This window comes from Aeromonas sp. R2-3 (assembly GCF_040908375.1).
In the GTDB taxonomy this organism is placed as follows: Bacteria; Pseudomonadota; Gammaproteobacteria; order Enterobacterales; family Aeromonadaceae; genus Aeromonas; species Aeromonas veronii.
Genome location: NZ_JBFODP010000030.1, coordinates 214,817 through 236,634, shown reverse-complemented (window position 1 = coordinate 236,634; position 21,818 = coordinate 214,817). Strand labels below are relative to the sequence as shown.

The 21,818-nt window shown below is 60.2% G+C and carries 16 protein-coding genes; 8 read left to right on the top strand and 8 right to left on the bottom strand.

Annotation, left to right across the window (positions count from 1 at the left end):
* Positions 1 to 36 precede the first annotated feature (36 nt).
* From AB5Z02_RS16225 to AB5Z02_RS16215, 3 genes are all read right to left on the bottom strand, one after another.
* Positions 37 to 2,400, bottom strand: a complete 2,364-nt coding sequence (locus tag AB5Z02_RS16225; RefSeq protein WP_368216471.1) for a YgiQ family radical SAM protein — start codon at positions 2,398 to 2,400, stop codon at positions 37 to 39.
* A gap of 194 nt (positions 2,401 to 2,594) precedes the next feature.
* Positions 2,595 to 5,723: an efflux RND transporter permease subunit gene (locus AB5Z02_RS16220; RefSeq protein WP_368216470.1), complete on the bottom strand. Its 3,129-nt coding sequence runs from the start codon at positions 5,721 to 5,723 to the stop codon at positions 2,595 to 2,597.
* The gene (locus tag AB5Z02_RS16215) at positions 5,723 to 6,772 is read right to left on the bottom strand and encodes an efflux RND transporter periplasmic adaptor subunit (protein ID WP_075115732.1); all 1,050 of its coding nucleotides are present in this window, start codon (positions 6,770 to 6,772) and stop codon (positions 5,723 to 5,725) included. Before AB5Z02_RS16215 ends, AB5Z02_RS16220 begins: the two co-directional genes overlap by 1 nt.
* Before the next feature lie 197 nt (positions 6,773 to 6,969).
* Between AB5Z02_RS16215 and AB5Z02_RS16210 the strand changes: the two genes are divergently transcribed.
* Positions 6,970 to 8,508 (top strand): diguanylate cyclase, encoded by a 1,539-nt coding sequence (locus AB5Z02_RS16210; RefSeq protein WP_368216469.1) that lies wholly within the window; start codon positions 6,970 to 6,972, stop codon positions 8,506 to 8,508.
* 45 nt (positions 8,509 to 8,553) lie between these two features.
* A complete protein-coding gene (locus AB5Z02_RS16205) occupies positions 8,554 to 9,429 on the top strand; it encodes a patatin-like phospholipase family protein (protein ID WP_005338362.1) in 876 nt (291 codons plus the stop codon).
* Between the two features lie 72 nt (positions 9,430 to 9,501).
* On the opposite strand, the gene AB5Z02_RS16200 is transcribed toward AB5Z02_RS16205, so the two are convergent.
* Entirely contained in the window at positions 9,502 to 10,842 is a 1,341-nt protein-coding gene (locus tag AB5Z02_RS16200; protein WP_005338365.1) for an APC family permease, read from the bottom strand.
* Positions 10,843 to 11,041: 199 nt separating this feature from the next.
* A complete protein-coding gene (locus tag AB5Z02_RS16195; RefSeq protein WP_005338367.1) occupies positions 11,042 to 11,308 on the bottom strand; it encodes a DNA-binding transcriptional regulator in 267 nt (88 codons plus the stop codon).
* Between the two features lie 258 nt (positions 11,309 to 11,566).
* Here AB5Z02_RS16195 and AB5Z02_RS16190 point away from each other — a divergent pair, with 258 nt between their 5' ends.
* The 4 genes from AB5Z02_RS16190 (at position 11,567) to AB5Z02_RS16175 (ending at position 16,064) form a co-directional block, all read left to right on the top strand.
* The gene (locus AB5Z02_RS16190; protein ID WP_368216468.1) at positions 11,567 to 12,163 is read left to right on the top strand and encodes a hypothetical protein; all 597 of its coding nucleotides are present in this window, start codon (positions 11,567 to 11,569) and stop codon (positions 12,161 to 12,163) included.
* A 308-nt stretch (positions 12,164 to 12,471) separates the two neighbouring features.
* Entirely contained in the window at positions 12,472 to 13,491 is a 1,020-nt protein-coding gene (gene ompA, locus AB5Z02_RS16185) for a porin OmpA (RefSeq protein WP_013723997.1), read from the top strand.
* A gap of 307 nt (positions 13,492 to 13,798) precedes the next feature.
* Positions 13,799 to 14,797, top strand: coding sequence for a porin OmpA (gene ompA / locus AB5Z02_RS16180; protein ID WP_368216467.1), 999 nt, complete (start codon positions 13,799 to 13,801; stop codon positions 14,795 to 14,797).
* A gap of 229 nt (positions 14,798 to 15,026) precedes the next feature.
* The gene (locus AB5Z02_RS16175; RefSeq protein WP_368216466.1) at positions 15,027 to 16,064 is read left to right on the top strand and encodes an OmpA family protein; all 1,038 of its coding nucleotides are present in this window, start codon (positions 15,027 to 15,029) and stop codon (positions 16,062 to 16,064) included.
* Between the two features lie 85 nt (positions 16,065 to 16,149).
* Here the strand turns inward: AB5Z02_RS16175 and AB5Z02_RS16170 are convergent, their stop codons facing one another.
* Both AB5Z02_RS16170 and AB5Z02_RS16165 read right to left on the bottom strand, forming a co-directional pair.
* Entirely contained in the window at positions 16,150 to 17,844 is a 1,695-nt protein-coding gene (locus AB5Z02_RS16170) for an NAD-dependent malic enzyme (protein WP_368216465.1), read from the bottom strand.
* Positions 17,845 to 17,913: 69 nt separating this feature from the next.
* Entirely contained in the window at positions 17,914 to 18,771 is an 858-nt protein-coding gene (locus AB5Z02_RS16165) for an AraC family transcriptional regulator (RefSeq protein ID WP_005338380.1), read from the bottom strand.
* 120 nt (positions 18,772 to 18,891) lie between these two features.
* Between AB5Z02_RS16165 and AB5Z02_RS16160 the strand changes: the two genes are divergently transcribed.
* Positions 18,892 to 20,271 (top strand): MATE family efflux transporter, encoded by a 1,380-nt coding sequence (locus AB5Z02_RS16160; RefSeq protein WP_047435970.1) that lies wholly within the window; start codon positions 18,892 to 18,894, stop codon positions 20,269 to 20,271.
* 123 nt (positions 20,272 to 20,394) lie between these two features.
* Positions 20,395 to 20,643 (top strand): YciN family protein, encoded by a 249-nt coding sequence (locus tag AB5Z02_RS16155; protein ID WP_368216464.1) that lies wholly within the window; start codon positions 20,395 to 20,397, stop codon positions 20,641 to 20,643.
* A gap of 33 nt (positions 20,644 to 20,676) precedes the next feature.
* On the opposite strand, the gene AB5Z02_RS16150 is transcribed toward AB5Z02_RS16155, so the two are convergent.
* Positions 20,677 to 21,798 (bottom strand): GGDEF domain-containing protein, encoded by a 1,122-nt coding sequence (locus AB5Z02_RS16150; protein ID WP_064337021.1) that lies wholly within the window; start codon positions 21,796 to 21,798, stop codon positions 20,677 to 20,679.
* Positions 21,799 to 21,818: the final 20 nt, after the last annotated feature.

The window sequence follows — 21,818 nt, the reverse complement described above, 5'->3', positions numbered from 1 at the left end:
CCTTTTTATTTTCTATCGCTTTTCAGTCAGGAAAACTTACCGTGCCGGTCGCTTGACACCATTTCCTTTGGCCGCAGGCTTGCCGCCCTGAGCGGCGGGTTTGGCCCCTGGCTTGGCAGATCCTGCGCGGGTCGGGGTTTTACCCTTATGAGCGGGTTTGCCAGTCGGTTTGCTCTTACCAGCATTCTGGCCCGCACTCTTGCCTTCACCCTGTGCGGCCGGTTTGCCATTAGCCGCCCCTTTCTGCAGTTGGGAACCCACCGGCTTGCCGCCCGTCGGCTTGTTGCCTGCGCCATTGCCGCGCTGATGGGCAATGTTGCTATGGCGAGTCAGGGCCGGTTTCATGCCCTTACCGCTGGCGGCGCGCTCGTTGCGCCCTTCCGCAGGCACCAGACAGCCGGGGCCGTTGCCAATCAGGTGGCCCTTGCCCATGGCGAGCAGGGCTTCGCGGATCATCGGCCAGCCAGCGGGGTCGTGGTAGCGCAGCAGCGCCTTGTGCAGGCGGCGACGGCGCTCGCCCTTGGCGACAAAGACATCGCCCCCCTCGCGGCTCACCTTGTTTAACGGGTTTTTCTCCGTGTAATACATGGTGGTGGCGTTGGCGAGCGGCGACGGGTAGAAGTTCTGCACCTGATCGAGCTTGAAGCGGTTCTCTTTGACCCAGAGCGCCAGATTCACCATGTCTTCATCGGTAGTGCCCGGGTGGGCGGAGATGAAGTAGGGGATCAGGTACTGCTGCTTGCCCGCCTCTTTGGAGTATTTGTCGAACAGCTCCTTGAACTGGTAGTAGCTGCCCATGCCCGGCTTCATCATCTTGGAGAGCGGCCCCTCCTCGGTGTGTTCCGGCGCGATCTTGAGGTAGCCGCCGACGTGGTACTTGGCCAACTCCTTGATATAGCGGGGATCTTCAACCGCGATGTCGTAACGCACGCCGGAGGCGATAAGGATCTTCTTGATCCCATTGAGGTCGCGCGCCTTGCGATAGAGGTTGATGGTCGGGCTGTGGTCGGTGTCCATGTGCGGGCAGATGGTGGGCCAGACACAGGAGGCGCGACGGCAGGTCTGCTCGGCCTTGGGGCTCTTGCAGCGCAGCTTGTACATGTTGGCGGTGGGGCCGCCGAGATCCGAGATGACGCCGGTAAAGCCCGGCACCTTGTCGCGGATATCTTCGATTTCTTTGAGGATCGACTCTTCCGAGCGGCTCTGGATGATGCGCCCTTCGTGCTCGGTGATGGAGCAGAAGGAGCAGCCGCCAAAGCAGCCACGCATGATGTTGACCGAGGTCTTGATCATGTCGAACGCCGGGATCTTCTCCTTGCCATAGGCGGGGTGCGGCACCCGCTGGTAGGGCAGGCCGAAGACGCCGTCCATCTCCTCGGTTTCGAGCGGGAAAGCGGGCGGGTTGACCCAGACGATGCGATCGCCGTGGGCCTGCGCCAGCGCGCGGGCGCAGCCAGGGTTTGTCTCGTGGTGCAGAATGCGCGAGGCGTGGGCGTAGAGCACCTTGTCCTCTTTCACCCGCTCGAACGCCGGCAGCTTCACATAGGTTTTTTCCCACGGCTTGGGCTTGGGCGGCTGCACCAGCACAGGTTGGGCTTCCTGCGCGGCAGGGGCCGATTCGGTGGCATCGTCAGAGCATGGGGCCCCTTCCATATAAGGGTTCATGATGGGATCGATGCGGCCAATCTGGTCGAGCTTGCTCGAATCCACCCCTTTCCAGCCCGGCAGCGGCTCCTTGCGGATGACGGCGGTGCCGCGAATGTCCTGCATGGTGTCGATGGTCTCACCCGCAGCGATGCGGTGGGCCACTTCCACCAGCGGCCGCTCGGCGTTGCCGTAGATGAGGATATCGGCCTTGGCATCAAGCAGGATGGAGCGGCGGATGGTCTCGGACCAGTAGTCGTAGTGGGCGATACGGCGCAGGGATGCCTCGATGCCGCCGATGACCACCGGCACCTCCTTGAAGGCCTCCTTGCAGCGCTGGGTATAAACCAGGGTGGCGCGATCCGGCCGCTTGCCGCCCACATCCCCCGGGGTGTAGGCGTCGTCGTGGCGCAGCTTTTTGTCGGAGGTGTAGCGGTTGATCATGGAGTCCATGTTGCCCGCGGTCACCCCGAAGAAGAGGTTCGGTTTGCCCAGACGCATAAAGTCATCTTTGGATGACCAGTCCGGCTGGGCGATGATGCCGACCCGAAAACCCTGCGCCTCCAGCATGCGGCCGATCACCGCCATACCGAAACTCGGGTGATCCACGTAGGCATCCCCCGTCACCAGAATGACGTCGCAGCTGTCCCAACCGAGCTTGTCCATCTCTTTGCGGGACATGGGCAGGAAGGGCGCCGTGCCGTAGCACTCGGCCCAATAGCGGGGATAGGAGAAAAGGTTGGGTACCGGCTGCATTTTGAACACCTGGAAAAATTCGGGTCGCGCATTATACCGGTTGCGGCCAAGGGGAGCGATGGCTTTTTGCCCCCAGAGTTCGCACGGGATAAGGGCTTGTTCCTCAATTCAGCTAGCCACTCTGCCTGCAATCGGCCAAAAACAAGGGCGCCCGCAGGCGCCCTTGTTGGCAAAACTCACCCTGACGGCGGCTGTCAGTGGGCCGGGGTCTGTTCGTCCCCCTCCCCTTTGGCTGTCAGTTTGGCGGCCAGCGCCTCGTCCACCTGCTGATCCCGCGCCCCTGTCATGCCGGCGTGACGGGCGATCAGATGGTAGATGGCGGGCACCACCAGCAGGGTCACCAGGGTCGCCAACGACAATCCGAAGAAGACCACAGTCCCCACCGCCATCCGGCTCTCGTAGCCTGCCCCCATGGAGAGCATCAGCGGCACAGCGCCGATAATGGCGGTGAGCGAGGTCATCAGGATGGGGCGCAAGCGGCGCACCGAGCCTGCGATGATCGCCTCCTCGAACCCTTCCCCCCGCTGGCGCAGCTGGTTGATGAACTCGACGATGAGAATGCCGTTCTTGGTTACCATGCCAATCAGCATGATCATCCCGATCTGGCTGTAGATGCTCATCTCCTGCCCCGTCAGCCAGAGGCCAAGCAGGCCGCCGAAGATGCCGAGTGGCACCGTCACCATCACCACCGCCGGGGTCAGGGTGCTCTCGAACTGGGCCACCAGCACCAGATAGACCACCAGCAGGGCGAGGCCGAACACCAGCACCATCTCCCCCTGATTGTCGCGGTAATCCTTGGAATCACCGGCGTAATCCACCGTCATGCCGGTGGGCAGGTTGGCGTTGGCCCAGCCGTCGAGGAAATCGAGGGCCTCACCCAGGGTGTGATCCGGGTGCACGTCGGCGGTCAAGGTGATCGCTTTTTGCCGCTGGTAGTGGTTGAGGCGGTTGGCAGTCGCCACCTGCTTGACGGTGGCCAGGGTCGAGAGACTGACCATCTCGCCATTAGCGGCCTTTAGATAGATGCGGCCGAGATCCGAGATGCCGTTGAACTCGGTCTGGTTGCCGCGCAGGTAGACGTCATACTCCTCGCCCCTGTCCACATAGGTGGTCTTGCTCGCCCCGCCCAGCAGGGTCTGCAAGCTGTTGGCCACGGTGGAGACCGGAATGCCGAGCTGGCTGGCGCTGTCGCGATTGATGGTCACCTGCAGTTCGGGGGTCTTCTCGGCATAGTCGAGATCCGGGCTCAGCATCAGGCCGCTGCCCTGCGCCGCTTTTTGCAGCTCCAGCCCCTGCTGGTAGAGCTCGGCATAGTCGTTACCCTGCAGCACGAACTGCACCGGCGCGGTGGAGCCGCCGCGAAAACCGGGCTGGAAGGTGCGGATCATCACATCGGGAATGCCGGAGAGCTTGGCACCCAGCGAGCGGGAGAACTCGGTGGCGGTCACGTCGCGCTCGGCCCAGTCGGTGAGCTGGATGATCACCATACCGGTCTGATCGCCGCCACGGCCAAAGGCGGGGGTGCTGAAGCTCAGCGCCTGCACCACCCCTTTGCCCAGCATCGGCATGATGGCGGACTCCACCTGCTGCATGTTGCGCTTCATCCGCTCGATGCTGGTCCCCTCTGCCCCCTTGACGAAGACATAGATGACGCCGCGATCCTCGGTCGGGGTAAGGCTGGTCGGCAGCTGGGTAAAGAGGGCACCGATACCGCCCAGACAGAACAACAGCACCAGCGGCGTCCAGCGGGAGCGACGCAGCACCCACGCCAGCAGGTGGCGATAGTGCCCCTCCAGCCAGCCCAGTCCGCGATCGAGCCCGGCGGTGAGCCGATTCGGTTTATCCAGCGGGCGCATCAGCCAGGAGCCCATGGCCGGGGTCAGGGTCAGCGCCACCAGCGAGGAGCAGAGAACCGCCAAGGAGAGCAATATCGCAAACTCGGTAAAGAGCCGCCCCACCATGCCATCCATAAAGGCGATGGGGACAAACACCATCACCAGCACGGCGGTGGTGGCGATGACCGCAAAGCCCACCTCGCGGGTGCCGTGCCAGGCGGCCAGCAGCGGCGGTTCACCCCGCTGCAGATGGTGGTGGATGTTCTCCACCACCACGATGGCGTCATCCACCACCAGGCCGATGGCGAGGATCAGCGCCAGCAGGGTGATGAGGTTGATGGAAAAGCCGAAATACCAGGCGCCGATAAAGGCAGAGATGAGCGACACCGGCACCGTAATGGCTGGAATGAGCGTGGTGCGCCCCTGCCCGAGGAACAGATAGAGCACCGCCACCACCAGCACGGCGCAGATGGCCAGGGTCTCGTACACCTCGTCGATGGCCTGCTTGATAAAGATGGTGGAGTCGTAATCCACCTCGAGCTTGGCCCCCTCAGGCAGGAAGCGCTGCATCTCGCCGAGTTTCTTCTCGATCCCCTGCGCCACCGCCAGCGGGTTGGCGGTGGACTGGGCGACGATGCCGATACCCAGACTCTCTTTGCCGTTGCGCTGATAGGCGCTGTCTTCGTTCTTGGCCCCTACCTCCACATCGGCGATATCGGCCAGATAGACGCTCTGGCCGTTGGCGGCTGTGGTGACTTGCAGCTGCTGGAAATCTTCCGCTGTGTGGTAGAGACGGGCGATCTGCACCGCCATGGTCATGGAGTTGTTGCGGATCTCCCCACCCGGCAGTTCGATGTTCTCCCGCTTGAGGGCCTCTTCCACATCGCTCACCGTGATGCCACGGGCCGCCATATCCGCAGGCCGCAGCCGCACATACATCACCTGGGTGAGATCGCCGGAGAGCGCCACTTCGCTCACCCCATCCACCAGACTCAGGGGGTCGACCAGCACCCGGTTGGCGTAGTCGGTCATGGCGGTGCGATCCATCTGGCTGCTGCTGAAGTTGAGCCAGATCGCCACATCGCCGTTGCCGCTGTCCTTGGTCACTAGCGGCTCGTCCACATCATCGGGCAGCCGTGGCCGCGCGCGGGAGAGGGCATCGCGCACATCGGAAATCCCCTCCACCATGTTCCAGCCGAGCTTGAACTCGACGGTGATCATCGAGCGCCCCTTGCGGGTCATGGAGTTGATGTTCTTGATGCCGCTGATGCCGGAGAGCTGATCCTCGATGGGCTTGGTGACCTGACTCTCCATCACCGAGGGGGCGGCCCCCTCATAGGTGGTGGTGATGGAGACCGACGGGATCTGCACATCCGGCATCTCCCGCACCGTCAATTTGCTGAAGGCGACCAGACCAAACACGGTGAGCAGGGCGCTGAGCACCACCGCCACCAGCGGGCGGCGAACTGAGATATCGGAGAGCCACATCAGCCGTTCACCTCGGCCAGATCGCGCACCTGCACCCCATCACGCAGATTGACCAGCCCCTCGACCACGATGCGATCGCCGACCTTGAGCCCCTCGGTGACCCAGACGGTCTCCCCTTCGGTCTCGCCGAGCACCACAGGCACCCGCTTGACCCGGCCATCGGCCTCAAGACGGTAAACAAAGCGCTGCTCACCGGCGTACTCCACCGACTGGGCGGGGATCAGGGTGAGCTGCTGGGCGGGCAGTGCCAGCTCCACATTGAGCAGCATGCCCGGGCGCAACTGGCCGTTGCCATTGGGGATCATCACCCGCGCCTTGATGTTCTGGGTATCGTTGGAGACGCGGCTGTCGAGGGTGGTGAGGGTGCCGCTGAAGTGCTGATCCGGCCAGGCGGTACTGGTGGCGGTGACCGCCATGCCCGGTCGCAGCAGGGAGAGGTAACGCTCCGGCACCGCCAGATCGAGGCGCAGTTTGTCGAGTTCATCGAGATGCAGCAGGGTATCGCCGCTGTTGACCAGCGCCCCTTCGCTCAGGTCAATCAGACTCACGGTACCGGCAAAGGGCGCCTGCAAGGTACGCAGGGAGAGCTCGTAGCGGGCGGCATCGAGGCGTGCCTGCACCTGGGCCACGGTGGCCTCCTGCCCCTCCAGCTCGGATTGGGTCACGGCGCCACGGGCCACCAGCTTGCGCATATCACTCAGCTTGCGGTTCTCGTCGCGCAGACTGGCGCTCTGCTCGGCCAGCTCCGCCTGCTGCTTGCCCGCATCGAGCACGATCAGGGTCTCCCCCTTCGCCACGCTCTGACCCGACTGCACCGCAATCTTGACGATGCGACCGGTCACTTCGGGGCTGATGATAACGGAGCGATTGGCGGCCAGCTTGCCCACCAGCTTGAGGGTCGGCTCGGCCAGACTCTGCTTGACGGTTTGAGTGCGGATATTGACCTGTCTGGTCGGTGCTTTGGCGGCGGGTTCGCTGTGACGCAGTGCCCAGACGCCGGCAACCACGATTAGAAGAAGGCCCAAGCCGAGCCAGATACGCATTTTCATCGAACAGTCCATGAAGAGTGAGAGGGTAAATCCAGATTGGGGCCATTTTAGCCCCAGACTATGCCGTGACTATGTATAAATGTGACAAAACGTAACAAGAGCGGGATAAGCTCACTCTGTTTCAGGTCGCGCCGTTTGTTTTCACGCCACATCGCATACACTAACGACAATTTCCTTCGCAACCCGGCTGACTGCCTATGCCCAAAATGTCTGACCACCGCTTTCTCACACGCCTGACCTGGCTCCTGTTTGCCGTGGTCATCCTGCTGATTGGTCTGACCTTGCGGCAAAGCCTGAAACAGATAGAACGCCTCTACCAGAGCGATACCCTCAACAGCGCCATCTACCTGCGGGATCGTTTCAAACAGACCGAAGTATTTCTGGAGGCGATGCGCGGTCAGGCCGAAGAGCGACTGCGCAGCGACCCCCAGTCGGTGCTCACCCGCCAGCTCTATCGCCATATCGAGGTACTGCCAGAGGGGCTGGCCCTCGACAAGCTCCCCGGCGATTTACCGGCCGGACTGGCGGGCAACCTCACCGGTGACGGCCCGCTGCCGCCCCCCGGCAGTGCGCGGGAGGCGCAACTTCATTTGGCCCTGAGCCTCTCCCCCTTGTTGTCCACCGCAAGCCAGCGCCTGGGCAGCGAGATCGCCTGGGCCTACTTCACTGGCGTTGACAACTTTATCTACCTCTATCCCTGGATCCCCTCCAGCCAGTTTCGTTTTGCCCGCAGCATCTATGACAAGCACTACTGGCAGGATGCGCTGATGTCACCCAACCCAAGCCGGGACACCATTCTCTCCCGCCCCTACGAAGATTTTGCCGGACTGGGCACCATGGTCACCATGTCCCAGCCTCTCTACAAGGACGGCTCGCTGGTAGGGATGATCAGCATGGACATCCTGCTCTCACGCTTGCAATCGCAGCTCAATCAGCTGGCACCGGCGCTGGGTGAGTATCTGCTGCTCAATCAGTACCATCAGGTGCTGGCCAGCAGCGCACACCAGCCCGTTGTGCCGCAAGACCCCGAGCCGACCGACGAATACCAGTGGCAACAAGGGGCATTGCAGCTGACCATGGCAATCCCCGATACTCCGTTGCGACTGGTGCACAACGTCACCCTGCTGCCGCTGGTGTGGGCCATGCTCTGCCAGTCCACGCCGACCCTGCTCGCCATCCTCTTTATGCTGCTGGCCGCCCTCTCCAACCTGAGATCCCACCGCCTCAACCAGCGGCTCAATTACCTCTCCTGCCACGATGCCCTCACCGGCGCCTTCAACCGCCACTATCTGGTGCTGCTGGAACAGGCGGGAGAGCTGTCCCGGTTGCAAGCGGGGATCCTGATGTTCGATGCGGATCACTTCAAACGGGTCAATGACAACTTCGGCCATGCCGTCGGCGATATCGTGCTGATCCGGCTGGTGCAGATCTGCCAGCAGCAGCTTAGACCCACAGATCACCTGATCCGCTGGGGTGGCGAAGAGTTTCTGCTGCTGATTGGCCGCGCAGATGCAACGCAGCTCGGCGAGCTGGCGGAGCGGCTGAGAAAGGCGGTGGCGGATCACGACTGGGCCGCCATCGAACCCGGGCTGGAGGTCACCATCAGCCTCGGCTATCTGCCCCACCAGGAGAACCTTCCCCTGCACGAAGCGGTGCGCCGTGCCGATGTGGCGCTCTATCAGGCCAAGGCCAACGGCCGCAACCGCAGCGAAAGATGGCAGGGTGACGCCTCCTGACTCTCGGAGTAAGCTGAGCCCTCAACCCCTTTTTGGAGGACTGTCGTGCCACGTAAACCCCGCGTAGGGCTCGCTCTCGGGAGCGGCGCCGCCAGAGGATGGGCCCATATCGGCGTCATCCGCGCCCTTGAACGTCTCGGCATCAAACCGGATTTGATTGCTGGCTGCTCCATCGGCAGCTTTGTCGGTGCCGCCTATGCCGCCGGTGAACTGGATCGGCTGGAAACCTGGGTACGCGGCTTTACCCGCCTGCAGGTGGTCAGCCTGCTCGACCCGGCCCTCTCCGGCGGGCTGTTTCGCGGCGAAAAGGTGTTTGGTCTTGCCGCCAGCCATCTGGGGGATCCCGATCTCGAGAATCTGCCCATCCCCTTCGCCTGCATCGCCACCGAACTCGATACCGGCCGCGAGATCTGGCTGCAACAGGGCCCGCTGCGCCAGTCGGTGCGCGCCTCCTGCGGCATGCCGGGGATCCTCACCCCGACCCGGATCAACGACCGCTGGCTGGTCGATGGCGCCGTGGTCAATCCGGTGCCCATTTCGCTGGCCCGCGCCATGGGGGCCGAGGTGGTGATTGCGGTCAACCTCAACACCGATATGCACCAACCCTGGACCGACGAGCCGGATCAACCCGGCAGCGGCGGCCTGCTCAGCCAGTGGCTCAATCGCGGTGAGTCTGCGCCAGCCACCCCGGGTCTGTGGAGCGTGATGAGTGGCTCCATCAACATCATGCAGGAGCGGATCACCCGCGCCCGGATGGCCGGTGACCCGCCGGAGATCCAGCTCTGCCCGCGCCTTGGCAGCTTCTCCATCATGGATTTTCATCGCGCCAGCGATGCCATCAACGAGGGGGAAGCCTGCGTCGAGCGCAACCTCGATCAGCTCAAGGATGAACTGGGCCGCCTCGGGTTGCTGGGCAGTTAGTTGTCGACATGCAGCGGTTTACACATGAAAAAAGCGCCATTCGGCGCTTTTTTTTTCAACTTCCTTACCCGGTCACTCCTTACGGTAGAAGAGCAACCCGAGCAGAATCACCCCCACAGAGACCAGCAGATAGAGTCCCAGACTGGGATTGGTGATACCACCATACAGAATGATGAGCGCGCCCAGGGTGGCACAGGTCGGGATCACAAACCGCTTTATCCAGCCCAACTCGGTAAAGGTGCGCATGTACCAGACATAGAGGAACAGATAGAGGCCATAAATCAGCACGATCGGCATCTCGTCCAGGGCGATGTAACGACCGAATGTCTCGTTGATGCTGCAGTACCACAGCACTGAGTAGATCACCGACAACAACGCTGCCGCGAGGGCCGAGTTGATTGGCATGTGGTGATGCGGTTCGATACGGCTCATCCACTTGGGGGCAGGCCCCTGATTGCGGATCGCCAGCGAGTAGGGAATGCGCATGGTCGCCAGCACCAGACCATTGAGGGTTCCGAGGCAGGAGATAATCACAAACACGGTCAAAATGGTCGAAGCAGTCCCACCAAACAGGCTGGTTGTCGCGAGATTTACCGCGTTATCCCCTTGCGCCACTATCTCGTCCGTCGGCAAGACGCTGGCGATCCCCAGAAAATAGGTGACATAGACCACAAAGACTATCAGGGTGCCAATCACCAGCGCTCTGGGCAGATTCTTCTTGGAATCGCGAATTTCGCTGTTGATGGTCACGGCGGCGATCCACCCCTCATAAGCGAAGGCGGTGGCAACCACGGCCGTGGCCAGAGTGCCTCCGGTGCTTCCTATCCCATCCATTGCCTGCACAAAGTTGGTCACGGTGACACCATTGAGCAAGCCTGAAATGGTGCCAACAATGGCAACCAGGATCAGCGGGATCAACTTGATCAGGGTAGAGCCCACTTGCAGCTTGCCCGCCAGGACCGGGGTATAAAAGTTGATCAGATAGGTGACCGTCATATAGACAGCCGCCAGTATCCAGGTCGCACCAGAGTTGGTCGGATTATCACTACCGAGCAAGATCATGGTGTACAGAGCGGCGACCCAGGCAAGGATGGCGGAAAGAGGGGCGTAATAGAGTACGCCTTTAAACCACCCCACCAGATAACCAAACATTTTGCCGTATGCCGCTTCAGCATAATCGACGATACCGTTGGACTTTTCGATCCGCTGGGCAAACTCGGCAAACACCAGCGCGCCGAAGATCATCGAAAATGCCCCCAGCGCCCATGCCAGCAGCGCAATGGCCAGATTACCGCCAGTCAGACGCAGTACATCATCGGCCTTGAAGAAGACACCGGAGCCGATCACCACGCCGACCACCATCGCAATGGCAGTCATCAGGCCATAGCGTTTATCCAACTCATTACTGCTCATACCCATACTCCATACGATTGCTCATATCATCCTGAATGTAATAGTGTTCGGGTGGCCAGATACCACCAGGGGCCCACTTTTCGGGGCCGCTTATTCTCGTTGGCCTGCATGGATAATTCAAAGCGTGTTAGATCAAAATATCGATCGGCAACCCAAAAAAAATACCGCCCGAAGGCGGCATTTCTATTCACATCGATGATCACGCCTTGGCGAGGTCATCCGGGCCAATCTGGCCGATTTCGGCGACTTTCTTGTCTGCCAGCAGCCAGAGGGTGAACTTGTGCAGATCCGGGTGGTGCGCCAGGGCAACCAGGAAGGCGCCCCCAACTTCACGGTAACCCAGCTCGTAGTTTTTCAGCGTGGTGGGAGGAACACCCAGCAAATCTGCAAACTTCGGACGGCTCAAACCGACCGCTTCACGGATCTGACGGATCTTCTTGCCAACAGTGACGATATTTGAATTCATAATGTTCCATACTCCGTTTGGCGGATTTACTCCGCCTTTTATTTTTCGCGACGACTCGTAGTCAAGTGTATCAGTTTTGTTCGGACTCGTTATGGTCGAGCCTCTATCTTATGAGCGCCTTTCGGCGACAACCCTTGCCTTCAAGGGGGGATGGTAATCGCTCAGCCGCCTCAGGTAAACAGTCTCGAAAAGAAACCTTTATTGTGGCCCCCCCAATAACTCGTATAATCCGCCGGATACCCATTAAGAGGAATAAGTATGGCGTTTCCCGGCATTATCTCTCGCCTGCACCCCGTATCCAGCACAGAAGAACTGGCACAACAGCGCCTGCAAGGTGAACAATATCGTGCCGAAGCATTCTGGCTTCCGGCCTTGATGTCCAGCCACGCCAGCGAGCTGCTGGCCGCCCTGCCGGAGAGCTGCAGCCTGTTTCTTGAACAGGCATGCCCGGACCTGGCCTTGCGCAGCCACGACGGCACCTTGCATAACAATGAGCAGCTCATCACGGTAAACGGTCAGGCAATTGCTCTGGCAACCACTCAAGGTGATGGTGGTCTGGTGCCCGAATCGGGCATGTGCGAGATGGCCGACTGGCTGGAGGCGGGACACCGTCATTTCATCTGTTCAGCTGCGGTTCAGCCTGTGGCTCGCGCCATCCTCAACATCTGGCCCCTTGACCCCTATCTGGCCCGACATTTCTTGATGACATTTACCCCCCTGCTACAGAGCGCAACCCAGGCTGATTACCTCTCGGTCTTTGCCGCCAGAGCGAATCCTGCCAGCCCGCATAGCGACTGGGTTCAGGCTTATATGAAGCTGGAGAAGAAACTGCACAGGGCCTATCTGGATCACTAATTAATCAAAATAAACAGCCAGTTAAGAGCACGACACAATTTGCCACAAGGCTCATTTGTGAGCTTGATCATGTTTTAAAATCGGCATAGAGTGCGCCTCGTCATCGGAATGACATCAGTTGCCTGGCAGTGGTTTCTCACGCATTGCGTGCCATGCCAGCGCACTCGACACACCAGGAGAGTGTGCAACCCGGTTATACCGGGTCATCTGCCAGACTCGACGCCAGCCGTACGGCGGAGCCTGCAGCTTACATAAATTACAAAGTGTGAAGCACGTGAATAACGTGCGATCTCAACGAGGATTTTTTTATGATGAAAATGGCTCCTTCCATGATCGCCATCGCCATGGCTGCTCTGGGTGCTACCGCTGCTCACGCCGCTGACGACATCTACTTCGGTGCCGGTGTCGGTGCTACTCACTTCAACGGCCTGAACAAGCTGGAAAGCACCAATGTAGGCCAGGAAGACGCGGCTGCTGCCAACGCCTTCATGGGTTACAACTTCACCGAGAACTTCGGTACCGAACTGGGCTACCAGTACACCGGTCGTGGCAACACCGACGGCAACCGTTACGAGAGCCAGGGTGCCACCCTGTCCGGTATCGCCCGTATGCCGGTTGGCAACGACTTCTCCCTGTTCGCTGAAGGCGGCGCCTACTGGGGTCACACCGATGGTCTGGGTACCAGCGACACTAAAGTTTCCCCGCTGGCCGGTGCTGGTGTGACTTACAAGGTAAATGACGCGCTGGATCTGCAAGCTCGCTACCGCTACATGTGGGACGTGGCTGACCTGCACGCCAACGGTGAGCGTTACAAAGCCAACCAGAGCATCGCTACTCTGGAAGCGGTATACCACCCGTTCCGTACTTCCTACGTAGCTCCGGTAGCTGCTCCGGTAGTTGAAGAAGCGCCGGCTCCTGCTCCGCAAGTTGTAGAGAAGAACTTCGCCCTGAACTCAGACGTGCTGTTTGCCTTCGGCAAAGACACCCTGAAGCCGGAAGGCGTTGCAGCCCTGAACGGTCTGTATCAGCAAATCGTTGAGTTCCAGCCGAAAGATGGCAACGCTGTTGTTGTTGGTTACACCGACCGTATCGGTTCCGACGCTTACAACCAGAAGCTGTCTGAAGCCCGTGCCCGTACCGTTGCCAACTTCCTGGTGAGCAAAGGTATGGCTGCCAGCAAAGTTGCCATCGAAGGTCGTGGCGAAGCTAACCCGGTTACCGGCACCAAGTGCAACGGCGTAACTGCTAAAGCTCAACTGATCTCCTGCCTGGCTCCGGATCGTCGCGTAGAAGTTCGCGTATCTGGCGTACAAGAAGTTCAGCAATAATCTGACCTCGTTCAGATAGTGCGAAAAAAAGGGATGCTGCGGCATCCCTTTCTGTTTGTCTCGTTCTCGCTTGCATCCCTCACTCCCGCCTCCCTGCCCTTGCCTGCCCCGTCTCGAAAGCATAAAGTAGTTGCGCCTGTAAGGTATTGGATAAGCACTAAAAAGCGCTTCTTGTCCGGTCTGTTGTCCATGACGCCAATGCATCATGAGAGTCCAAAGCCTTCGCTATCCACTTTGCTGGCGATTTTTCGCAGCAATAAAAACAAGTGCATTGCCCGACATGGGCTAACACAACGAGGATAAACCGATGAAACTCAAAATGGCTCCTACCCTGATTGCACTGGCGCTCGCCGCCGCAGGCACCACAGCTCAGGCTGCCGATGACTGGTACACCGGTGTTGGTGCAGGTTGGGCTTATGCCCACGGTCTGGATGATTTTGGCAAAGACACTGACAAAGATGCCACTGCGCTGAGCCTGTTCGGCGGTTACAACTTCAACGACTACTACGCAGCTGAACTGGGCTACCTCTACGCCGGTAAAGCGGGCGTGGACGGTGCCGATTTCAAAACCCAGGGTGCCACCCTCTCCGGTATCGCCCGCCTGCCGCTGGGCGACATCTTCTCGGTGTTTGCTGAAGGTGGTGCCTACTTCAACCACGTCAACGGCAATGGCAACAGCGACAACGGCACTGCGCCGCTGGCGGGTCTGGGTCTGACAGCCAAGCTCTCCGACCTTATCGATGTGCAGGCACGCTACCGCTATCTGTGGAATCTGGGTGACGAGCAGAAAACCTGGGAGAGCGACATGAGCGTCGCGACCCTGGAGCTGGTGATGCACCCGAATCGCACCTCTTATGTTGCCCCGGTTGCCACCCCTGCGCCTGAGCCGGTTCCCGAGCCGGTACTGGTCGACAAGAACTTTGCCCTGAGCTCTGACGTGCTGTTTGCCTTTGGCAAATCCACCCTCAAGCCAGAAGGTGTCGCAGCGCTGAACACCCTGTATCAGCAGATCGTTGATGTTCAGCCGAAAGATGGCAGCGCCGTGGTCGTCGGTTACACCGACCGTATCGGTTCTGATGCCTACAACCTGAAACTATCCGAAGCGCGTGCCCGTACCGTAGCCGACTTCCTGGTTGGCAAAGGTCTGCCGGCTGGCAAAGTTGCCATCGAAGGTCGCGGTGAAGCCAATCCGGTCACCGGTACCCAGTGCAACAGCGTCAAGGGCAAGGTTCAGCTGATCTCCTGCCTGGCACCGGATCGCCGTGTAGAAGTACGCGTCACCGGCGTGCAGCAAGTACAACAGTAATCCTGCAGTCCGACATAACAAGGAGGCCACCTGGCCTCCTTTTTCTTGCCGCTTATTCGCCCACCTTGTAACCCTCTTTTGCTCTTCCTCTTCCCGTCTCGCGCCATGGTTCACGGCGTGTCGTCCCCCATACCTCTTTGGTGGTTAAAAACAGCCCGTCACCTATACATAAGTGTGGGGTTTGACCAGCAGGCAACCCCACAACACCAAACATCGACGAGGATACGCGATGAACATAAGAGTAAAACCTGTGTGGATTGCATTGGCATTGGCGAGCACAGGCGCACAAGCGGAACCGGTTCACGACTGGTATGCCGGGGTTGGCGGTGGCTGGGCCATTGCCCACAATCTGAATGATTTCAGTCAGGATGTCGGCAAGGATGCGACTGCGCTCTCCCTGTTTGGCGGCTACAACTTCACGGAAAACCTGGGGGCCGAGATTGGCTATCTCTCCACCGGTGACTGGGATATCAGCGGCCATGACTTCAACAGCAAGGGAGCCACGCTGTCAGTCATTGGCCGCCTGCCGCTCAGCGAGATGTTCTCGGTGTTTGCCGAGGGCGGTGGCTATATCTATCACGTCGAGTCAGTCAATGGCGGGGACGACAACCTGGCGCCGCTGGCGGGTCTGGGAGTGACAGCCCGGCTCCATGACTGGGTCGATCTGCAGGCACGCTACCGCTACATAGTGCGCGTTGGCGATGATCCGGATAACGGCAAAGCCAACAGCGGTACCCAGCGCTGGGTCAGCGACATCAGCACCGCCACGCTGGAGCTGGTGATCCACCCGAACCGCAGCCAACCCAAAGAAGCAGCCCCCACGCCCGCCCCGGTCGTGGTTCCCCCGCCACCGGCCGAACCGGAGGTGGTGGATCAGACCTTTAACCTCAGTTCAGATGTGCTGTTCGCCTTTGGCAAAGCGGACCTCAAACAGGAGGGGATGAGTGCGCTGGACGATCTCTACCAGCAGATCGTCGACGTGCAGCCCAAGGATGGCAGTGCGGTGGTGATGGGGTATACCGACCGCATCGGCTCGGATGCCAACAATCAGAGGTTGTCAGAAGCTCGGGCCCAAACCGTTGCCGACTTTCTGATCAGCAAGGGATTGCCTGCCGACAAGGTGAGCATCCAGGGCAATGGCGCGAGTAATCCGGTCACCGGCAACCAGTGTGATGCCATCAAGGCGAAGGCGGCGCTCATCGACTGCCTTGGGCCGGATCGCCGGGTAGAGGTGCGCGTCACCGGCGTACAGGGCGGCAGCGAGTAGTTGATCTTGAGGCAATAACCATGTCAGACGTGCAGTAAAAAGGGATGCCGAGGCATCCCTTTTGCTTTGCCACTTCCCGCAGAAATCAGAACGAGGTGCGGCGGTAGCGGCGATATTCCGGATGCCAGAAGTTGGCGTCGATGGCCTGATCGATCACCTCATCCGGGGTCTGTACCGCCTTGCCCTGCAGCATGGCGGTCTTGGCCACCATCTTGGCGATGTAGCGGGAGACCTGATGGATATCCGCCAGATCCGGCAGCAGGGAGCCCTCCTCCCCTTTCACCAGCGGCGAGCACTCCGCCAGCGCGCGACTGGCCGACATCAGCATGGCGTCAGTCACCCGGGTGGCGCCGGAGGCGATGACGCCAAGGCCGATCCCCGGGAAGATGAAGGAGTTGTTGCACTGGGCGATGACGTAGCGCTTGCTCTTGTACTCCACCGGTGCAAACGGACTGCCGGTGGCCACCAGCGCCTGACCGTCGGTCCAGCGGATAAGGTCTGCCGGCGTCGCCTCGACCCGGGAGGTAGGGTTGGAGAGCGGGAAGATGATGGGACGGGCACAGTGCTTGTGCATGGTCTTGACCACCTCTTCGGTAAACAGCCCCGGCTGACCGGATACCCCGATCAGGATGTCCGGGCGACCATGCTCCATCACCTCCAGCAGGGAGATGTTGTCACCCACCGGCCAGTCGGCGATGCGCTCCACCGGTTGGGAGAGACGGCGCTGGAAGTCGAGCTGGTTGGGGATCTTGTCGGTGATAAGACCGAAGCGGTCCACCATAAAGACCCGGCTGCGGGCCTGTGCATCGGTCAGCCCCTCGGCCTTCATCTGTGCCACGATCTGCTCGGCGATACCGCAACCGGCGCTGCCCGCACCGAGAAAGGCAACCCGCTTCTCGGAGAGCTTGGCACCGGAAGCCTTGCAGGCAGCGATGAGGCTGCCCAGCGTCACGGCAGCCGTACCCTGAATGTCGTCGTTGAAGCAGCAGAGCTCGTTCTTGTAGCGGTTGAGCAGTGGCATGGCGTTGTTCTGGGCGAAGTCCTCGAACTGCAGCAGGATATCGGGCCAGCGGCGTTTGACCGCCTGAATGAAGGCATCGACAAACTCGGCGTACTCATCCCCCGAGATACGCGGATTGCGCCACCCCATATAGAAGGGGTCATTCAGCAGTTGCTGGTTGTTGGTGCCCACATCCAGCACCACCGGCAGGCAGTAGGCGGGCGAAATGCCACCACAGGCGGTGTAGAGGGAAAGCTTGCCGATGGGAATGCCCATGCCGCCGATCCCCTGATCACCCAGACCCAGGATCCGCTCACCATCGGTCACCACGATCACCTTGACGTTCTGCTTGGTGGCGTTTTGCAGCATGTCATCGATCCTGTCCTTGTCCGGATAGGAGATAAACAGGCCACGGGCGCGGCGATAGATGTTGGAGAACTCCTCGCACGCCTTGCCCACCGTCGGGGTGTAGATGATGGGCAGCATCTCGGTCAGGTGGTTGTGCAGCAGACGGTAGAAGAGCGTCTCGTTGGTATCCTGGATGTTGCGCAGGTAGATGTGCTTGTCCATGTCGTTGCCAAACGCCATGAACTGGCGATAGGCGCGCTCGGCCTGCTCTTCGATGGTCTCGATATTCTGGGGCAACAGACCTTCGAGGTTGAAGTTGCTGCGCTCTTCGCTGGTGAAGGCGCTGCCCTTGTTGAGCAAAGGGGTCTCCAGCAGGGCGGGACCGGCGTAGGGAATGTAGAGAGGACGTTTCTGGTTATTATCTTCAAACATGGATCTTGGTACCTAAACGGTTAGCTAGACGCAGGGACCCGCCGATCCTAGGGGCTTGTCTCATTAATTTCAAAGAGTTTGCACATCCGTTGCAAAAGGTTTGCGACCCAGTCGACGAAAGGCGCCGGGGGTCTGACCAGTCAGACGACGAAAGCGGTTGGCAAAGTTGGCCCCATCGCTGTAACCGACCCGGGCCGCCAGCTCGCCAAGTGGCCAGTTGGTATAGAGCAGCAGCTGGCGCGCCTTGTTCATTCTGAGCTCGGTCACCCTCGCCATCGGCCCCATACCGAACGCTTGCTGACAGAGCCGGTGCAGATGGGGAACGGAGCAGGCCATCTGTCGGGCCAGCAGGGCGACACTCCAGGGTTCGTCCAGGCGCGCCTCCACCCGGCGAAACAGTGCCTGCAACCTGAGTTCAGGGGTACCGCGCACCTCCCCTTGCAGGGTGCGCTCCAGCAGCGCCAGCAACAGGCTGAGCAGTTGAGGTTGCAGCGAAGAGCGAACCCCCTCCCCCTGCATCAGGCTGAGCAGATGGTAGAGCTGATCGCCGCCATCCCCTTGCCAGATACGGTGACCAAGGCGGTGCAGATGCTGCCAGCGCGGCACGTCATCGAGCAAAATCCAGCTGATCTGCCAGCTTTCGCCAATCAGCTTGAGCCCACCGGGCACGGCGGCGGGCAGGAAAATCAGCGACCCGGCCGGAATGGCTTGCTCACCCTCATCGGTAAGCAGCGCGCCACCCTCATCGTGACTCACCATCAGGATGTGAAACTCGGGGCGATTGCGGCGGATGAGGTAGTGATCCCGCACCCGGGATAGGCCGGTCAGGAAGATCCCCGCCTCGCCGAGCAGGGGCAGCCCTTCACGTCCCAGCATCTGCTCTTCACAGGCTGGCGCTATCTCCAGACACTCGCTGGCAAATGGCATAACACCTCAACAGGATAGTTTTACACAAGAAAACCGATAGCTACTCACAGTGAGAAGAGCCTCGCCAGCCCCTATCATACCCCTGACAAACCTTGCTTTTCTCATACCCGGTTAACAACTATGAATTATTGGCAAGCGATTTTAAAACAAACCACCGATCGCGAGTTCATGACCCGATTGTGGCGGCTGGCCCTGCCTGTCTCGCTGCAATCCATGATGTTCTCCCTGCTCGGCCTCATCGATATCATGATGGTGAGCCAGCTTGGCACCACGGCTGTGGCGGCGGTCGGCTTGGGTAACCGGGTCTTCTTCTTCAATCTGCTGGTGATAGCGGGCCTCGCGGGCGGGGTCTCGGTATTGGCAGCACAATACTTCGGGCGCGGGGAGATGGCCGGGGTACGCCGCTCCCTGGCGCTGGCAATAGTGGGCGCCCTGCTGGTCACCCTGCCCTTTGCCTTCATCTATGTGTTATCACCGGGCAGCGTACTCGGCTTTGCCAGTCAGGATCCGGCGCTGCGAGCTCTGGCGGATCAATTCTTGATGATCACCGGCGCCACCATCCTCTGTACCGCCATCGTAGTGCCGCTGGAGTCAGCCCTGCGCTCGGTCGGCAATGCCGCCGCGCCAACCCGCATCGGCATTATCGCCATCATCGCCAACGTCATCCTCAACTACGCCCTCATCTTCGGTCACTTCGGCTTCGAGGCGATGGGGGTGGCCGGTTCGGCCTGGGGCACCACCATTTCACGGCTGCTGCAGACAGCCCTGCTGCTGCTCTACGTAAAGCGTTATGAAGCGCGCCTGATCCCGCGCGCACCAGACTGGCTGGCCGCCTTCAAGCGTAAGGAGGTGGTGCGCTTTACCCTGATCGCCCTGCCGCTGCTGTTCCATGACGGCCTCTGGGCCTTCGGCATGCTGATTTACGGCTTTCTCTATGCCCATCTTGGCACCGATTCGCTGGCCATCATGACCACACTCGGCACCTTGGAGAGCATCCTTATCTCCCTCTTCTTCGGACTGGCGGTGGCCTGCTCCACCCTGCTCGGCCACCGGCTCGGGGCCGAGGAGTACGAGATTGCCTGGCAGCACTCCCAGCTCTTCCTGCTGCTGGCACCGATTGGCGCGCTGCTGGTGGGGATCATCGTCTGGCTGCTGCAAGCCAACCTGCTGCAGTGGGTCGGCAACCTGCCCCCCGAGCTGATGACGGAGGCGGGACAGGTGCTCGGCATCATGTGCCTCGGGATGCTGCTCAAGGTGTTCAACATGGTGGGGATCATCGGGGTGCTGCGCTCTGGCGGTGATGTGAACTACAGCATCTTCATCGACATCGTCGGCATGTGGTGCATCGGCATCCCGCTCGCCTGGGTGGCGGTCACGCTGCTCGGCTGGCCCCTCTCCTGGGTGGTGGCGGTGGTGCTGCTGGAGGAGCTCAGCAAGGTGTTGCTGGTGCAGCGCCGTATTCGCCAACGCTGCTGGTTGAAGAATCTGGTGATCGGATAAACAACCACAAATCGGGGTCATATCAATGACAGAAAAACCCTGTTTGCAGTATGCTGGGCGCCTCTTCAATCAGAGGCAGGGATCCACGATTTCCCTGTCCAGTAGTCGTTTAAGGAGACGAGCATGCAACCACAGAAAGAGCTGATCACCGAGACGGCCCTGCTTGAGATGGCCAACAAGATCATCAAAGAGCATGAAGACTTCATCCACGGTATGCGCGCCGATGCGGTGGAGCAGAAGGGGGATATTCTGGTGTTCAAGGGGGAGTATTTCCTGGCCGAAGACGGCACCCCGACCGGCAAGACCATGGCAGTCTTCAACATGTTCAAGCTGCTGGCCCAGCAGCTCTCCGGCAAGTACAAGCTGGCCTGATCTCATCAGCACATTGCCAACAGGATGCCGCCCTCAGGCGGCATCTGTTTTTGCGCGGTTCTGCCCCTCGACCACCACGCAGTTGCGTCCCGCCATCTTGGCCTGATAGAGGCACTCGTCAGCACGGTTGATCAGAATGTCGATGGTGTCATCGGAACGAGCCATGGCAATCCCGATACTCACCGTCACCTCCAGCAATTCGTCCGAGGTGGGGCTCTTCACCAGCCGCGCCTCGACGGCAATGCGCAGCCGCTCGGCCATTTTGCTCGCCAGCGCCGGATCGGCGCAGTTGTGCATCAGGATGGCAAACTCTTCACCGCCATAACGCCCCAGCACCATGTCAGGCTCCAGCTGCTCCCCCAGGGTGGTAGCCACCTCCTTGAGCACCGCATCCCCCGCCAGATGGCCGTAGATATCGTTGATCCGCTTGAAGCGATCGAGATCCAGCAGCATCACCGCAAAGTGCTTCTTCTTGAGTTGCAGCCGGATTCTGGCCTGCTCCAGCTGCTTCATCAGCAAGCGGCGGTTCATCATGCCGGTCAGCTCATCGGTGGTCGATTCCCGATATAGCCGCAGCAGCATGTTGAGCTGGCCGCACTGCACCCAGCAACTGGCCATGGTAAACATGCCGAGCACCCACACCTGATTCAGGGTGGCCTGACTCCAGATGCTCTGGCCCACCAGCAGCCAATGGCCCAGCAGCATGGTCACCAGCACCACGCCTGCCAGTTGCAAGCCGAGGGAGAGGGGGATGGGGAAGATGGCAAACAGGGTGATCAGCAGATAGGGAAAGGCCGCATAGCCCGCCTGTAACTCCTGTCCCGCGCCAAAACTGTTCAGGCAGAAGAGGGAGAAGAGCATCATCACGGCCATCAGGTAGCCAAGGGCCAGCTTCATCCGCTCCCGCTTGAAGTGGATGAGGTACGAGAGCGGAATAAGTGGCGAGAGCGCCAGAGTGCAGAAGATCCTGGCCTGGAACAGCTGCTCGAAATGAACGGCGGGCAAGGTCAGCCAATCCACCACGGCCCAAGCGGGCAATCCGAGCATCAGCAAGCAGGTCAGCAGGCGCAAACGCACCGTCATAAAGCCCATGCGAGTACGAGTAAAGTCTTCGGAGTGAACCCTCGCACTCCAGAACTCTGACAACTTGAGCATCCAGAGTCTCCACGATGAAT

What these genes read in the sequence shown, in the direction of transcription:
- AB5Z02_RS16165 (WP_005338380.1), bottom strand. Translation starts at nt 18,771, where the DNA reads ATGCCATTTGCCAGCGAGTGTCTGGAGATAGCGCCAGCCTGTGAAGAG.
- AB5Z02_RS16155 (WP_368216464.1), top strand. Translation starts at nt 20,395, where the DNA reads ATGCAACCACAGAAAGAGCTGATCACCGAGACGGCCCTGCTTGAGATG.
- AB5Z02_RS16220 (WP_368216470.1), bottom strand. Translation starts at nt 5,723, where the DNA reads ATGTGGCTCTCCGATATCTCAGTTCGCCGCCCGCTGGTGGCGGTGGTG.
- AB5Z02_RS16215 (WP_075115732.1), bottom strand. Translation starts at nt 6,772, where the DNA reads ATGAAAATGCGTATCTGGCTCGGCTTGGGCCTTCTTCTAATCGTGGTT.
- AB5Z02_RS16150 (WP_064337021.1), bottom strand. Translation starts at nt 21,798, where the DNA reads ATGCTCAAGTTGTCAGAGTTCTGGAGTGCGAGGGTTCACTCCGAAGAC.
- AB5Z02_RS16160 (WP_047435970.1), top strand. Translation starts at nt 18,892, where the DNA reads ATGAATTATTGGCAAGCGATTTTAAAACAAACCACCGATCGCGAGTTC.
- AB5Z02_RS16225 (WP_368216471.1), bottom strand. Translation starts at nt 2,400, where the DNA reads ATGCAGCCGGTACCCAACCTTTTCTCCTATCCCCGCTATTGGGCCGAG.
- AB5Z02_RS16195 (WP_005338367.1), bottom strand. Translation starts at nt 11,308, where the DNA reads ATGAATTCAAATATCGTCACTGTTGGCAAGAAGATCCGTCAGATCCGT.
- AB5Z02_RS16210 (WP_368216469.1), top strand. Translation starts at nt 6,970, where the DNA reads ATGCCCAAAATGTCTGACCACCGCTTTCTCACACGCCTGACCTGGCTC.
- ompA (WP_013723997.1), top strand. Translation starts at nt 12,472, where the DNA reads ATGATGAAAATGGCTCCTTCCATGATCGCCATCGCCATGGCTGCTCTG.
- AB5Z02_RS16190 (WP_368216468.1), top strand. Translation starts at nt 11,567, where the DNA reads ATGGCGTTTCCCGGCATTATCTCTCGCCTGCACCCCGTATCCAGCACA.
- AB5Z02_RS16175 (WP_368216466.1), top strand. Translation starts at nt 15,027, where the DNA reads ATGAACATAAGAGTAAAACCTGTGTGGATTGCATTGGCATTGGCGAGC.
- ompA (WP_368216467.1), top strand. Translation starts at nt 13,799, where the DNA reads ATGAAACTCAAAATGGCTCCTACCCTGATTGCACTGGCGCTCGCCGCC.
- AB5Z02_RS16170 (WP_368216465.1), bottom strand. Translation starts at nt 17,844, where the DNA reads ATGTTTGAAGATAATAACCAGAAACGTCCTCTCTACATTCCCTACGCC.
- AB5Z02_RS16200 (WP_005338365.1), bottom strand. Translation starts at nt 10,842, where the DNA reads ATGAGCAGTAATGAGTTGGATAAACGCTATGGCCTGATGACTGCCATT.